The following is a 14,459-nucleotide window of genomic DNA, read 5'->3' on the forward strand; positions in this document are numbered from 1 at the left end:
ATGGCCGCACCCCTCCGCCTCGCCTCCGCCTCGCAAAGCCGGGCCCTGCTGTTAGCGCAGGCCGGGATCGACTTCATCCAGACCCCGGTGGACTACGACGAGGAACAGATCGTCGCCGCTTCGCCGAAAAACTTCGTCTACCAGGCGACGGTCGGCAAATACGAGGAAGGGATGCGGACCTTCGGCATGGAGGAACATCCGCTCCTCGTTGCCGATTCCGTCGTCACGTCGCAGGGGCAGATCCTGCGCAAAGCGCGCTGCCTTGATGACGCCCGCAACATTCTTATGACACAGAGCGGGAACGTCACCTCCATCATCACCTGCATGATCTACCACTCTCCCCGCCTGAAACTGATCGACATCTCCGCAACGGATTACCTTTTTGCCCCCTTCGACCCCGAGGATCTGGAACGTTATCTCGCTTCCGGGGAGTGGCGGGGTAAAGCAGGGGGCTGCATGGTCGAAGGGTTCTGCAAGCCCTACATCCGCAGCGTCCGCGGCAACGAGAGCACCGCGATGGGGCTCAACGTCGAGGCACTGAAACCATTCCTGGAGGGCTTATGAAACGATTTGGTATTGCAGTGATGCTCATGCTGATGATCGCCGGCTGTGCGAAAACCCCGGTGACGGGGCGCACCCAGCTTATCCTGATCTCCAACGAGCAGGAGGTTGCGCTGGGGCTCAGCGAATCGGAGAAGCTTAAAAAAAGCGCCAAACTCTCCACAGACAGTGCGCAGGTGGCCCGTGTCCGCCGCATCGGGGAGCGGATCGCCGCGGTCAGCGGCAGGGACGACTTCAAGTGGGAGTTCAACGTTATCGAGTCCGACACGCTCAACGCCTTCTGCCTGCCCGGGGGGAAGGTCTACTTCTATACGGGGCTGCTCAAACTGACGGAGAACGACGACCAGATCGCGACGGTCATGGGGCACGAGATCGCCCATGCCCTTGCACGCCACGGGGCGGAACGGATGTCGATGCAGATGGTCAGCAATACCGGTGCCCAGCTGCTGGGAGCCGCCCTGGAGATCCCGGCGCAGTACCAGGGGCTCTACAACCAGGCCTACGGCCTCTCCACCCAGCTGGGTGTCCTGCTGCCCTACAGCCGCAAGCATGAATCGGAAGCGGACCAGATCGGCCTCTACCTGATGTGGAAGGCGGGGTTCGACCCGCACCAGGCTGTCCGTTTCTGGGAACGGATGCAGGCAGCTTCGGGCGGGAAGAAATCGCCGGAGTTCCTATCGACCCACCCCTCCGACCAGTCGCGCATCGATACGATCAACGCCTTTATCAAGCAACTTCCCGCACAGCGATGAACTATTACGACAAGGAGCTTGCCGCCCTGAAACGTTCGGGGCGCTACCGGGAACGCCGCCTGTTTGATCCGGAGGTCATCGACCTCGCTTCCAACGACTACCTGGGACTGGCGGAGCACCCTGAACTGTTCGAGGCGGCCGTCGAACGGTTGCGCGGGGAGAAGGTCCACGCCCCCAAGGCGTCGATGCTCGTCAACGGCTACCACCCGGTCCACCGGGAGTTTGAAACCGCGCTCTGCGAAGCCAACGGGTTTGAATCGGCCATTGTCATGGGAAGCGGGTTTAACGCGAACCTGGCGATGATCGAGGCGCTGGTGCGCCGGGGCGATGAGCTTTTTATGGACGAAAAATACCATGCCAGCGGCGTGCTCGCTTCGAAGCTTGTCGAAGGAAAGGTGACCCTGTTCGGGCACAATGACACGGCAGAACTGGAGAAGAAGCTTTCCGCTTCCGATGCACGCCGCCGCATTATCGCCGTCGAGGGGATCTACTCCATGGACGGGGACCTGATGGCGCGGGAGATCTTCGATCTGGCGGAGCGCTACGACGCCCTGCTGATCGTGGACGAAGCACACAGCAGCGGGGTGGTCGGGCCGCACCTGCTCGGCGTTTTCGACCTCTACGGCATCACACCGAAGCCCAACCACCTCAAGATGGGTACCCTGGGCAAGGCGTACGGCAGTTTCGGGGCCTACGTCCTCTCCTCAAGCCATATCACGGAATACCTCGTCAACCGGGCCAAGCCCGTTATTTACGCGACAGCGCCGTCGCTTTTTGACACGGCGCTGGCCCATGCATCGCTGAACCATATTGTGTCGCATGCGGAAACGCTCTCGGCTCAGATCGCGGAGCGCCGGTCGATGATGAATGATCTGCTGGGGACGGCAGCGGCGGGCCTGATCGCGGCAGTCCCCGTCGGGGATAACCGGAAGGTGATGGCGATCCAGGCGGCTTTGATGGAGGAGGGGATGCTCGCCGGTGCGATCCGCCAGCCGACGGTGGAGCGGGCGATCATCCGGCTGATCGGCCGCCTTGGCGTCGAAAAGGAGAGCCTGTGGCGCGGTTGCGAGATTATCGCCCGTTGGGTAAAATAGGCGCGATGATTCAGGTAAAACGTTTGCGGATCGATTATGCCGGCACTGCGCTGGTCGACATTGCCTTCGGCATCGAGAGTGCGCTGGCCCTGGTGGGGCAGAGCGGCAGCGGAAAAAGCCTGACGCTCAAGGCGCTGCTGGGGATGCTGCCGCCCGCGATGACGCCGGCGATCGAACTGGATGCCCCCTTTGCGCTCCGCCGGGGTGATACCGTTGCGTTTGTGCCCCAGAACCCCTTTACCGCCCTGTCGCCTTTGACGAAAGTGGGGCGTCACTTTGACGGTGTTTCGGCGGCGGAAGCGGCGGCGCTGATGACACGGGTCGGGCTGGATGCGGCGCTGCTGGAGCGCTTCCCGCCGGAGCTCTCGGGCGGCCAGCTGCAGCGGGCCGTCATCGCCATCGCCCTGTCGCACACACCGAAACTGCTGCTGCTTGATGAGCCGACGACGGCCCTTGACCCCGAGACACGGCGTGTCATTATCGCGTTGCTGCGGGAACTGCAGACACAGATGGGCTTTTTGATGCTCTTTGTCACCCATGATATCGTTTCGGCGCGCGCACTGTGCGACGAGGTGTGTGTTATCCGCGATGGCAGGGTGGTGGAGCAGGGGGCGATGGCGCAGGTGATGGCTGCGCCAAAAGATGCGTACACACGCACACTGATTGAATCAAGTTTCGCCGGAAGGGAGTATAGAACGTGAAAAAAATTCTGTTGTGGGGAGGCCTGGCCGGTGTGGTCGCCCTTATCCTTTTCGTCGCTTATTTCGTAGCGCAGTACGGCCATGAGACGCAGAAACTGGTCCGGTACAACCCGCCGCTGACCACCTACATCTTTGACCGAAACGGCGAGAAGATCGCCAATATTTTCGATAAACAGAACCGTGCGTACGCGACCTTCGACGAGATCCCGCCGCAGGTGATCGAGGCGCTGCTGGCCATCGAGGATACGACCTTTTTCGAACACCCCGGTGTCAACATCGATGCCATTTTCCGCGCGATCATCAAAGACATCAAGGCGGGGAAACTGGTTGAAGGGGCGAGTACCATCACCCAGCAGTTGGTCAAAAATACCTTGCTGACGCGGGAGAAGAAGTTCTCGCGCAAACTCAAAGAGCTCATTTTCTCGCTCAAACTCGAAACGGAACTGAGCAAAGAGGAGATCCTGGAGCGCTACCTCAACGCCATCTACCTCGGCCACGGCTACTACGGGATCAAAACGGCGGCAATGGGGTACTTTCACAAGCCGCTGAACCGCCTGACACTCAAAGAGACCGCCATTCTCGTCGGGCTCCCCAAGGCCCCCTCCTTTTACGCGCCGACGCGCAACTATGAACTCTCCCTGGGGCGGGCGAACCGGGTGATCTCCCGGATGCATGATCTCGGGTGGGTAGACGAGGCGAGCTATAACACGGCGCTGCAGGAGCGTCCCGGGGTGTTCGACGAGACCCTGACGCAGAACCGGGCACCCTACGTCACCGACGAGGTGTTGCGTCGGGCGGCGGAACTCTACCCCGATATCCGCACCGGCGGCTATATGATCAATACGACGGTGGATCTGCGGCTGCAGGAGGCCGGCCGGACGGCCCTCTCCTACGCCTATGACGGTATTGTCAAGCGGGCCATGGAACGGGACAAAGATACCAATGCCAGCCATTACGGACAGCTTAACGGGGCGCTGGTCAGCATCGACCCCGTGACGGGGGAGATCCTTGCACTCGTAGGCGGAGTGGATTACACCAAGAGCGCCTTCAACCGGGCGACGCAGGCACGCCGGCAGCCGGGTTCGGCCTTTAAACCCTTCATCTACCAGGTGGCGCTGGACCTGGGGTACTCGCCGGCGACGGAGCTGGTCGATATCGCCCGGACCTACGACTATGAGACGGAGGGGAGCGAGAAGAAGTGGCAGCCCAAAAACTACGAGCGTGACTATAAAGGCCTGATCACCCTGCGCGAAGCGCTGGTGCATTCACGCAACCTCGCCACGATCAATCTGGTAACGGATATCGGCCTTTCGCGCATCTACCGGGAGCTCTCCCGCTACCAGTTCGCCGGGCTGCCCAAGGACCTCTCTTTGGCCCTGGGCAGTATCACGCTCTCGCCCGTCGAACTGGCGGGTGCCTACAGCTCCTTTGCCGCGGGCGGGGTCCAGACCGATCCGTTCCTCATTACAAGCATTGACAAACGGGGGACGCATTACGAGGCCCAGCCGAAGCAGCGCGAGGTGACGAGCCCGGCCCAGGCCTTCTTGATGACGACGATCCTGCGCGATGTCGTGCTGCGGGGGACCGGGCGCGCTTCCGCGGTCGGCGGTATCGAGACCGCCGGGAAAACCGGGACGACGAACAACTCCATCGACGCCTGGTTCGCCGGTTACTCCCCGAGCGTGGAGACCATCGTCTGGTTCGGCAACGACGACAATACTCCGCTGCCCAAAAGGGAGACGGGCGGCCGTGCGGCGGCCCCGGCATTCCGTAAATACTATACACAGCTTCTGCACCTCTTCCCGCAGGTGCAACGCAGATTCGAGATGCCCGAAGGGGTGACGAAGGTCGAACGCAACGGCGAGGAGGAGTTCTTTACGAAGTCTTCGCCGCCGCCGGTGGAGAAGATGCCTTCCGAGGCCGAGGACGGCCTGCTGTTCTAGCCGCTGTGCTAGCATGCTCCAAAAGGAGAAGGTATGAAAAAGGCACTTTCGGTAATCACCGCTGCCGCAATGACACTGGCCGCAGGTGTATTTGACAGCGGCACAACCACGGTCGGGGCGAGTGTCGGCAGCGGAAGCGGTTACAACAGCACCTATACGATTGTCGGTGTCAGTGCGAGCTATTTCGTGCTTAACGGCCTCTCCGCCGGTGTGGGGTACCGCGGCTGGTTCGGCGGCACACCGACGATGAGTGAGCTGGAGCTCCCCGTCACCTATTTCATTCCTCTGAGTCCTGCACTCCATCCCTACGCCGGCGCTTTTTACCGGCATACGTATATCAGTGGCGACTATCAAGATTACGAGACCGTCGGTCTCCGCGGTGGCATCGCCTATACCGAAGGGCAAGGCTATATTGCGGCGGGATGGGTGCAGGAGTGGTATACCCGGAGCAACGGTGACGAGATCAGCCGCGGCTACCCGGAAATCAGTATCGGGATCAGTTTCTAGGCTTTACGGTGATGAGGAAAGTAGCGCACAGAGTGAAAGCATAGACTGTTGAGTGGGAAAAACTGTGTGGCCGAGTAAATAGCTATATGGGGTTTAATGGATGATAACGCCGCTGCCGATGCAGCCTGGCGGAATTCCGCGGCACGCGAGGACAAAGCAGCGGTGTGCTTTAGCACCACAGCGGCGAGCGTAGTGAGACGGGGCTTTTTGAGGAAACATCGCTACGCGAGCGGTACCCTTGTTTTGCTCCGTCTCACGTGTATTAGGAATGATACGCCCGGTTGAGCGCACTGAACATGGCCATGACACCGGCGATGGTGATGTCGTTGTCGCGGCCGACGCCGAAGAAGGAGCCGAAATCCTCCGTCTCGATCTCGATGTAGGCGACGGCCTTGGCCGAGGACTGCTCCCCGCAGGAGTGCTCGGCGTAGGAGCGCAGCACAAAGGCGTGCGGGAACTTTTCACCGAGCGCTTTGCGGCAGGCGTCAATCGGGCCGTTGCCCTGTCCCGTGCTCGTGATCTCCTCACCGTTGAACGTATAGGTCAGTTTGACGGTCACGATCCCGCTTTTCGACGTCTCCGAGTTGACGGCCATATCGACAAACTCGATGTACTTGGGCACGTCGAAATAGGTCTTTTCGAAGATGCCGAGGATCTCTTCGGCCGTCAGTTCGCGCCCCTCGACGTCGGTGACGCCCTGGACAATGCGCCCGATCTCGGGGTGCATTTTCTTGGGAAGCTGGTAGCCGAACTTATCCTCGAGGATATAAGCAACGCCCCCTTTGCCCGACTGGGAGTTGATCCGGATGATACTCTCGTAGGTCCGGCCGACGTCCGCCGGGTCGATCGGCAGGTAAGGCACCTCCCAGAACGGCTCGCTCTTCGCACGCTGGTAGGCCAGCCCCTTGTTGATGGCATCCTGGTGGGAGCCGGAAAAGGCCGTATAGACCAGTTCGCCCACATAGGGGTGGCGGACATGCGTTTCAATGTCCGTACACCGCTCGACGACGTCGACGACGGTGTTGACGTCGCCGAAATCGAGCCCGGGATCGACGCCCTGGGTGTACATGTTCAGCGCCAGGGTGATAATGTCGACGTTCCCGGTCCGCTCGCCGTTGCTGAGCAGGGTCCCCTCGACGCGGTCCGCACCCGCCAGCAGTGCCAGCTCGGTCGCTGCGACGGAGGTGCCGCGGTCGTTGTGCGTATGCGTCGAGATGAGAATGTGCTCGCGGTTGTCCAGGTGACGGCTCATCCACTCGATCTGGTCGGCATAGATGTTGGGCGTCGCCATCTCCACCGTCGCCGGCAGGTTGATGATGACCGGGCGTTCCGCACTGATGCCCCAGCGCGCCGTTACGGCGTTACAGATCTGGGCGGCAAACTCCATTTCGGTCCCGGTAAAGCTCTCCGGCGAATACTCCAGCGTGATCTCGCCGTCAAACGATGCCGCACGGCTCTTGACCATGTCGACGCCTTCGAGGGCGAGGGCGGTGATGTCGTCCTGTTCTTTTTTGAAGACGATCTTACGCTGGGCCGTCGACGTTGAGTTGTACAGGTGCACGATCGCCTTTTTGACGCCCTGGAGCGCCTCGAAGGTTTTGTCGATCAGGTGCTCCCGCGCCTGGACGAGGACCTGGATGGTCACGTCGTCCGGGATCAGTTTCCGCTCGACCAGCGTACGCAGAAAGTCGAATTCGACCTTGGACGCAGAGGGGAAGCCCACCTCGATATGTTTGAAACCGAGTTTGAGCAGGAGGTCGAAGAGTTCAAGTTTCTGGTCCAGATTCATCGGAGTCACCAGCGCCTGGTTGCCATCGCGCAGGTCGACGCTGCACCACAGGGGTGCTTTGTCGATGGTGTTATCCGGCCACTGGCGTTGTGGCAAATCAATCTTGGGGTACGGGCGGTATTTACCGCTGTGAGCATTTTTCATATGCTCCTCCTTGAACTAAAATAGTCGATCTCCTGCTAGAAATCGTGGCGCAATTATAGCGAAACTGTCAGCGGGTTCAGGTTCATGGCGGCGCGGGGGTGCGCTCGTTCAGACGGTTATAAAGTTTCGGAAGTCAGGGGAGGGGGAGTTCCAGGCGGAAGATGGCACCGCGGCTGCCGTTTTCAACGGTCAGGGAGCCCCGCATCTTCTCGGCGATCTGGGTACTCATATACAGACCGATTCCCGTCCCTTTGTCATCGCGCTTGGTCGTGAAGTTCGGCTTGAAGATCTCCTCGAGGAGTTCCGGGTCGATCCCGCCGGCGCTGTCTTCGACCTCGATGTAGTTGTGCGCCCCTTTTTTGTAAAAACGGATGAGGATCTCGCGCGCTTTGCTCTCCCGTTCGATGAAGGCATCCTTGGCATTGGCGAGCAGGTTGAGCAGCAGGTGCTTGAATTCGTTTTCGATCCCGGTGACGATGATCTCGCGCCCCTCTTCGACGGTGACGGCGATGTTGTTGCGCAGCATCTCGTCGTGCACCAGCAGGAGAACCGACTGGGTGCAGCGTTTCAGCCCGAAGGGGCCGCTCTCTTTGTCGGGACGGAAGAAGGTACGGAATTCGCTCAGCGTCGAGACCATGTGGGTGATCTGTTCCTGGATATCCTCGACGAACTTTTCGATGTATTCGAGGGTGACCTCCCCCGCTTCGAAATCCATCTTGAGCAGGTCGCCGTACATGGAGAGGGCATTAAGGGGCTGTTTCCACTGGTGGGCGACGGCGTCCATCATCTCGCCCATCGCCGCCATCTTCGCCTGGTTCTGGAGGACTTTTTCGCGTTCGAGGCGTTTGTCCATCTCTTCGATGACCCGCTGTTCCAGCATATGCTCGCGCGCAGACCCCTCGGTGGTGTAGCTTTCGATCAGGAGTTTGATCTTCTCGCGCAACCCGTTGTCACACTGCGTTGAGAGGGCAAGAATATCTTCAATAAGTGTCTGGGTCTTGGGCGCTTTCACTCGTTCCTGTCTTTGAATCAAATAATGTTTTCAATATATGATTTATTTATAGCGAAAGTAGGATAAAGGGGGGCTGATTTTAGCGGAAAAAAACAAGAGGAGTTTACCCCCGTAACAGGGGGTAGGATTAGCACATATAGGTGGATTTGAATTCGTAGGCAGTCGGGCGGCCTTCGTCCGGCCAAACGTCGCGTTCGAATTTGTAGTGCTGGTATGCTTCAACGAAATCTTCCGTGAAGACCGGCTTGAGGAAGTCGTTGTCGGAGATCAGACCTTCCAGGGCTTCGCGCAGGGTATGCGGCATTTGCGGGATACCTTTTGCACGGATCTCGTCCAGTGTCAGTTCAAAGAGGTCTTCGTCCATCGGACCGACCGGAGTGTCACCGTTTTTGATACCGTCGAGGCCGGCCATCATCATCGCAGCGAAGGCGAGGTACGGACACGCGGTAGAGTCCGGGAAGCGCATTTCGATACGGGTCGCTTTTTCGCCCGCACCGTACGGGATACGGCAGGAAGCGGAGCGGTTCTGGCTGGAGTATGTCAGGATGCTCGGTGCTTCGAAGCCCGGGATCAGACGCTTGTAGGAGTTGGTAGAGGCGTTGGTGAACGCTGCAACCGCTTTCGCGTGCTTGAAGATACCGCCGATGTAGTTGATCGCCATATCGGAGAGGTTACCGTAGTTGCCCTCTTTGTAGAAGAGGTTCTTGCCGTCTTTCCACAGGGACTGGTGCGTGTGCATACCGTTACCGTTGTCACCGAAGAGCGGCTTCGGCATGAACGTTGCCGTTTTACCGTTGAGGTGGGCAACCATTTTGACGACGTATTTGTACTTCTGGACATTGTCCGCAGCACCGATGATGTCAGAGAAGACGACACCGATCTCGCCCTGGCCCTGTGCAACTTCGTGGTGGCCCAGAACGACTTCGAGACCGACCTGCTCGAGGACCATCATCATCTCGGCACGGAGGTCGACCATGGAGTCCGTCGGCGCTACCGGGAAGTAACCGCCTTTTGTGCCCGGGCGGTGACCCGTGTTGTACGTCTCTTCGAAACGGGTGTTGGAGTTCCACTCACCCTCTTCGGTGTCGATGCGGTAACCCGCTTCGTTGATGGAGTCGACAAAGTGGACTTCGTCGAAGATGAAGAATTCATTTTCCGGTCCGAAGTAAGCCGCATCGGCGATACCAAGCTCTTCAGCATGCTTGAGCGCTTTTTTCGCGATGGAGCGCGGACATTTTTCGTAGAGTTCGCCTTTGTAGATGTCGAAGACGTCACAGAAAACGATGATGGTCGGATCGGCGGTAAAAGGGTCGAGGAATGCCGTCGGTACGTCCGGCTTGAGGATCATGTCAGAGCGGTTGATCGGCTGCCATGCTTCGATAGAAGAACCGTCGAAAGGGAATCCGTTTGCAAGATTGTCGGCGTTAACGGCGCTCATGCGGTAGGTGAGGTGGTGCCATGCCCCTTTGATGTCCGTGAAACGAAGGTCGACAAACTGGACGTCGTTCTCTTCACAGTATTTAAAGAACTCGTCAATGCTGTTAACGAATTTTCCCATTGATTTCTCCTGTGGTGATAATTTGCGGTAAGTATAGCCGAAATGCCTTTACGCTAGCGAAAGAAGTGTGGTTAAAAATTGGGCAATTTGTCGCTTTTTGTAGGGAAATGGGGTGGAAAAGCGGTGTTAGAGCGCGACGCTGTAGGCTTTTCTGTTACGGAAGTATACACATTCGCTGTACCCCGCTGCCCGGGCGAGGGCCTCTGCCTCATCTCTGAACAGGCCGATCTGCCCCGGGGCGTGCGCATCGGAACCGAAGGTGACGGGGATGCCCCGTTCATAGGCGGCCCCGAGCAGTGCCGGCGAGGGGTAGGCTTCGGCGACGGGTTTGCGGTAGCCCGCGACGTTGATCTCCATCGTCATCCCCGCCGCGGCGACGGCATCGAGGGCAGGACCCGCGATGGAGACGATATCGCGTTCGGGCATGAACTTGAACACCTTGATGAGGTCGAGGTGGCCGACGATGTCAAAGTGGCCGCTACGTGCCATCGCTTCGACCTGGTCGAAATAGCGCTCCCAGATGACATCGATATCCTCATGCTCGTACTGTCCGATGAACTCGGGGTTGTCGAAGCCCCACTCGTCGAGGAAGTGCACGGAACCGATAAGGTAGTCGACATCGGCGTCCAGCACCCTTTGGTCCATATGCCCTTCGAGGTAGTCGACCTCGTAGCCGAAAAGGATGTCGATCCTGCCCTCGTACTTCGCCCGCGCGTCCATCACCATGGCGTGGTACTGCTCCATCTCTTCGAATTGCATCCGGTACTTGGGGTCGAACGCCATCGGAGCGTGGTCGGAAAAGCCGAAAATGTCGATGCCCGCAGCAATGGCCGCTTCGACATATTCGTCGACGCTCCCTTCGGCGTGGTTGCAGAGTGTCGTATGGTTGTGCAGGTCGATTTTCATAGCTTGAATCCCATATTAATTACAGCATTATAGGATGCGTATCAAGAAGGTCGGGTAAAATACGCAAAAAGATTCAAAGAAAAAAGAATGCATAAAGTTGAACTACTCTCTCCGGCGGGCAATCTGGAGAAACTCAAGATCGCGATCGACTTCGGGGCCGACGCCGTCTACGGCGGGGTGAGCCACTTCTCGCTGCGGATCCGTTCAGGCAAAGAATTTACGATGGAGAGCTTCAAAGAGGGGATCGACTATGCCCATGCGAGGGGCAAAAAGGTCTACGCGACCATCAACGGCTTCCCCTTCAACTCCCAGCTGAACCTGCTGGAGAAGCACATTCTCGCGATGGCGGAGCTGGAACCGGACGCCTTTATCGTGGCGACCCCGGGCGTTCTGCAGCTGGCGCACAAGCTCGCGCCGCAGATCCCGCTGCACCTCTCGACCCAGGCCAACGTCATGAATGTGCTTGATGCGAAGGTCTATTACGAGATGGGGGCGCGCCGCATCATCGCCGCCCGGGAGATCTCGCTCAAGGATCTCAAGCAGATCAAAACGGAGCTGCCGGACCTCGAACTCGAGGTTTTCGTCCACGGATCGATGTGTTTTGCCTACAGCGGCCGCTGCCTCATTTCGACCGTGCAGAGCGGCCGGGTCCCCAACCGCGGCAGCTGCGCGAACGACTGCCGCTTCCCTTATGAACTCTACGCGGCGAACCCGGAGACGGGGACGCTGTTCCGGCTGGAAGAGGATCCGGGAATAGGGACCTACATTATGAACTCGAAGGACCTTAACCTCGCCTCGCATATCAAGGAGATCATCGATGCCGGTGCGGTCGATTCGCTCAAGATCGAGGGGCGGACGAAAGCAAGCTACTACGCGGCTATCACCGCCAAGGCGTACCGTATGGCCATTGATGACTACTATGCTGGCCTGGAACCGAGCGCACGCTACCAGGAGGAGCTGAACACGATGCAGAACCGCGGGTTCACCGACGCCTACCTCGTCAACCGCCCTTTTGAGAAGCACGATACGCAGAGTCTCGATTTCACGATGCAGATGGGGACCCACCAGGTGAGCGGCATGGTCACCGAAGACGGCGAACACTTCCTCTGCAAATACACGACCCGCCCCGGGGACGAGGCGGAGATCGTCGCGCCTTCGGACGCGGTCCTCTCCCCCTATACGAACGAGTACGGATCGATCTACGAGCGCGACGGCCGATGGTATGTCCGTTTTGCCAAGCTCGTGGCGGAAAACGGCCGGGAGTGGGAGGCGGTGCACAGCGGCAACGTCAACCCCATCGCCCTGCCGGGCAGACTTCCCCAATACAGCTTCCTGCGCATCCCCGCAGACGGGATCGACCAGTCGCCGCCCGTATAGCGGCACTGTTAACGCCCGCCGTGAATTCGGTATAATTCCGCATCCAAAATACAAGGGCATGAAATGAAATTCGTTTCTATCATTATCGGATCCAAGAGTGACTATGACGTCATGAAGTCGTGCGCGGATACGCTGGAAACTTTCGGCGTGCAGTATGAGCTGATCATCTCTTCGGCGCACCGTTCACCGGAGCGTACCAAAGAGTACATCCTTGAAGCGGAAGCCAAAGGGGCCCAGGTCTTTATCGCCGCGGCGGGCATGGCGGCACACCTCGCGGGCGTCCTGGCGTCCAAGACGGTCAAACCGATCATCGGCGTACCGATGAGCGCCTCTGCATTGAGCGGGATCGATGCGCTCCTCTCCACGGTTCAGATGCCGGCGGGCATGCCGGTCGCGACCGTGGCCATCGGCAAGGCGGGCGCGATCAACTCAGCCTACCTTGCGATGCAGATCATGGCCCTTGAGAACGAGGACCTGCGTATCAAGCTGCAGGAAGACCGCGTCGCCAAGGCGAAGAAGGTCGAGATGGACTCCCTCGAGATCGAGACCAAGTTGTAATTGAACGCCGTCAGGAACAAGTCCCTGACGGCTACGCTCAGCCGCTGTGGCGCTGAAGCACAAAACAAGGGTACCGCTCGCGTAGCGATGTTTCCCTGAACGCTGCTGTGTCCTCGTTCCTGCGGAATGTTCCAGTGGGAATTCCACTTCGTTACATCCGCTAGGCGACATCGGCAGCGCCGTATTTTTAAGGAATTTGTCCACGTGAAAATCGAAAATGCCTGTGTTGAATGTATTATCGGGCAGACGCAGCGGGTAGCAGACGCGATCGGTGCCGACGCGGCACTTCGCAAGAAAATCAACGATGACGTTTTGGCAATGTCGAAAGCTTTCGATTTTGCCAAGTCGCCGCCGGAAGTTGCCCGGGAGGTCTACGAACACCTGGCCGTGCTTGCCGGGAAAAAGGACCTTTACGATGAGGTCAAGCGCCACTCCTCCGAAAAAGCGAAAACCTTCATCCCTTATCTGCGCGAACAGATTGCCAAGGCGGACGATCCCTTCCTGACGGCCGTCAAAGTCGCCGTCGCGGGCAACGTCATCGACCTGGCCGCCGAGGTGAGTTTCGACCTCGATACGGAAATAGACAGACTTTTCCATACCCACTTCGCCCACGACGACGTGGATGCACTGCGGGAGCGCCTTGCCGGGGCGAAGACGCTGCTCTACATCGGCGACAACGCCGGCGAGCACCTCTTTGACGCCCTGGCCATCGAAGCCATTGCCGCGCTTTTCCCGCAGCTCGCGATCACCTACATGACCCGCGGCAAGCCGATCATCAACGACGTCACCTTCGACGAGGCGATGGCGGACGGGCTGGCGGAGGTCGCCGCTCTAGTTGACAGCGGCGTCGACACCCCGGGCTTTGTCTATGAACGTGCCAGCGAAGCGGCACAGCACCTTTTCGATGCGAGCGACGTGGTGCTCACCAAGGGGATGGGCAACTACGAATGCCTCTCCCCCGCGCCGCGCGGCGACCTCGTCTACCTGCTCAAGGTCAAATGCAACGTCGTCTCCCGCTCCATCGGGGCGGAGATCGGCAGCATTATCTGCAAAATCGCCTGACGCGTTGCCCGCTTTTCGGGCCTCCGTGCTCACTTATGGTATGGTTTTACTTAAGAAAGGAACTGTCATGACGGGTGAAATGATGATCAAGTATATTGTACTTTGCGACGGCGATCTGGAGATCAACGTGACGCTGGCGGATCTGCTCCAGAACGAAGCGGTGGCGCGGGCAATCAAAAATGCCTACGCCAAAGGCAAAAGGGATATCGAGGCCGTGGTCATGGACCCGGGCGCGCTGACGATCAAGAATAAAAAAGCGCTCCAGACGGTGACCATCCCCAAAGAGAGTTTCATGGACGCGCTGACCCTCGCCGAAGAGGATGCGAAATCCAAAAAGCTCCTCAAGAAGGGGTGCGACCGTATCGAGATCGTCGATATTGAGACGATCTGATACAGGTGTGATGCCGCTTTTGTGCTATGATGGGGGCAGCGATGCACTCCTTGGCATCCGAAGCCCACAAAATTAAGCCCCCCGATTAACTGCCTCTTATTATT

The 14,459-nt window shown here is 58.7% G+C and carries 14 protein-coding genes; 10 read left to right on the plus strand and 4 right to left on the minus strand.

What is annotated here, in order from left to right:
* The 6 genes from maf to ACXWTF_RS02360 are packed head-to-tail and all read left to right on the plus strand — an operon-like array spanning position 1 to position 5,558.
* Positions 1-564: a septum formation inhibitor Maf gene (maf, locus tag ACXWTF_RS02335; protein ID WP_461713417.1), complete on the plus strand. Its 564-nt coding sequence runs from the start codon at positions 1-3 to the stop codon at positions 562-564.
* Positions 561-1,313: a M48 family metallopeptidase gene (locus ACXWTF_RS02340; RefSeq protein ID WP_461713418.1), complete on the plus strand. Its 753-nt coding sequence runs from the start codon at positions 561-563 to the stop codon at positions 1,311-1,313. The genes maf and ACXWTF_RS02340 overlap by 4 nt, the downstream gene beginning before the upstream one ends.
* The gene (locus tag ACXWTF_RS02345; RefSeq protein ID WP_461713419.1) at positions 1,310-2,407 is read left to right on the plus strand and encodes an aminotransferase class I/II-fold pyridoxal phosphate-dependent enzyme; all 1,098 of its coding nucleotides are present in this window, start codon (positions 1,310-1,312) and stop codon (positions 2,405-2,407) included. Before ACXWTF_RS02340 ends, ACXWTF_RS02345 begins: the two co-directional genes overlap by 4 nt.
* A gap of 5 nt (positions 2,408-2,412) precedes the next feature.
* On the plus strand, positions 2,413-3,108 hold the full coding sequence (locus ACXWTF_RS02350) for an ATP-binding cassette domain-containing protein (protein WP_461713420.1): 696 nt from the start codon (positions 2,413-2,415) through the stop codon (positions 3,106-3,108).
* Complete coding sequence (locus ACXWTF_RS02355; RefSeq protein WP_461713421.1) at positions 3,105-5,051, plus strand: penicillin-binding protein 1A; 1,947 nt, start codon at positions 3,105-3,107, stop codon at positions 5,049-5,051. Before ACXWTF_RS02350 ends, ACXWTF_RS02355 begins: the two co-directional genes overlap by 4 nt.
* Before the next feature lie 33 nt (positions 5,052-5,084).
* Positions 5,085-5,558 (plus strand): hypothetical protein, encoded by a 474-nt coding sequence (locus ACXWTF_RS02360; RefSeq protein WP_461713422.1) that lies wholly within the window; start codon positions 5,085-5,087, stop codon positions 5,556-5,558.
* 262 nt (positions 5,559-5,820) lie between these two features.
* On the opposite strand, the gene leuA is transcribed toward ACXWTF_RS02360, so the two are convergent.
* The 4 genes from leuA to ACXWTF_RS02380 form a co-directional block, all read right to left on the minus strand.
* Positions 5,821-7,491: a 2-isopropylmalate synthase gene (gene leuA / locus ACXWTF_RS02365; RefSeq protein ID WP_461713423.1), complete on the minus strand. Its 1,671-nt coding sequence runs from the start codon at positions 7,489-7,491 to the stop codon at positions 5,821-5,823.
* 133 nt (positions 7,492-7,624) lie between these two features.
* Positions 7,625-8,503, minus strand: a complete 879-nt coding sequence (locus tag ACXWTF_RS02370) for a sensor histidine kinase (RefSeq protein WP_461713424.1) — start codon at positions 8,501-8,503, stop codon at positions 7,625-7,627.
* Between the two features lie 127 nt (positions 8,504-8,630).
* Positions 8,631-10,061 (minus strand): type I glutamate--ammonia ligase, encoded by a 1,431-nt coding sequence (gene glnA, locus ACXWTF_RS02375; protein ID WP_461713425.1) that lies wholly within the window; start codon positions 10,059-10,061, stop codon positions 8,631-8,633.
* 126 nt (positions 10,062-10,187) lie between these two features.
* Positions 10,188-10,967 (minus strand): histidinol-phosphatase HisJ family protein, encoded by a 780-nt coding sequence (locus tag ACXWTF_RS02380; RefSeq protein WP_461713426.1) that lies wholly within the window; start codon positions 10,965-10,967, stop codon positions 10,188-10,190.
* Positions 10,968-11,054: 87 nt separating this feature from the next.
* Between ACXWTF_RS02380 and ACXWTF_RS02385 the strand changes: the two genes are divergently transcribed.
* The 4 genes from ACXWTF_RS02385 (at position 11,055) to ACXWTF_RS02400 (ending at position 14,355) form a co-directional block, all read left to right on the plus strand.
* Entirely contained in the window at positions 11,055-12,344 is a 1,290-nt protein-coding gene (locus tag ACXWTF_RS02385; RefSeq protein ID WP_461713427.1) for a peptidase U32 family protein, read from the plus strand.
* A gap of 63 nt (positions 12,345-12,407) precedes the next feature.
* Complete coding sequence (purE, locus tag ACXWTF_RS02390) at positions 12,408-12,902, plus strand: 5-(carboxyamino)imidazole ribonucleotide mutase (RefSeq protein WP_461713428.1); 495 nt, start codon at positions 12,408-12,410, stop codon at positions 12,900-12,902.
* A gap of 204 nt (positions 12,903-13,106) precedes the next feature.
* Positions 13,107-13,964 (plus strand): damage-control phosphatase ARMT1 family protein, encoded by an 858-nt coding sequence (locus tag ACXWTF_RS02395; RefSeq protein WP_461713429.1) that lies wholly within the window; start codon positions 13,107-13,109, stop codon positions 13,962-13,964.
* Positions 13,965-14,031: 67 nt separating this feature from the next.
* Complete coding sequence (locus tag ACXWTF_RS02400; protein ID WP_461713430.1) at positions 14,032-14,355, plus strand: hypothetical protein; 324 nt, start codon at positions 14,032-14,034, stop codon at positions 14,353-14,355.
* Positions 14,356-14,459: the final 104 nt, after the last annotated feature.

Source organism: Thiomicrolovo sp. ZZH C-3 (genome assembly GCF_054862725.1).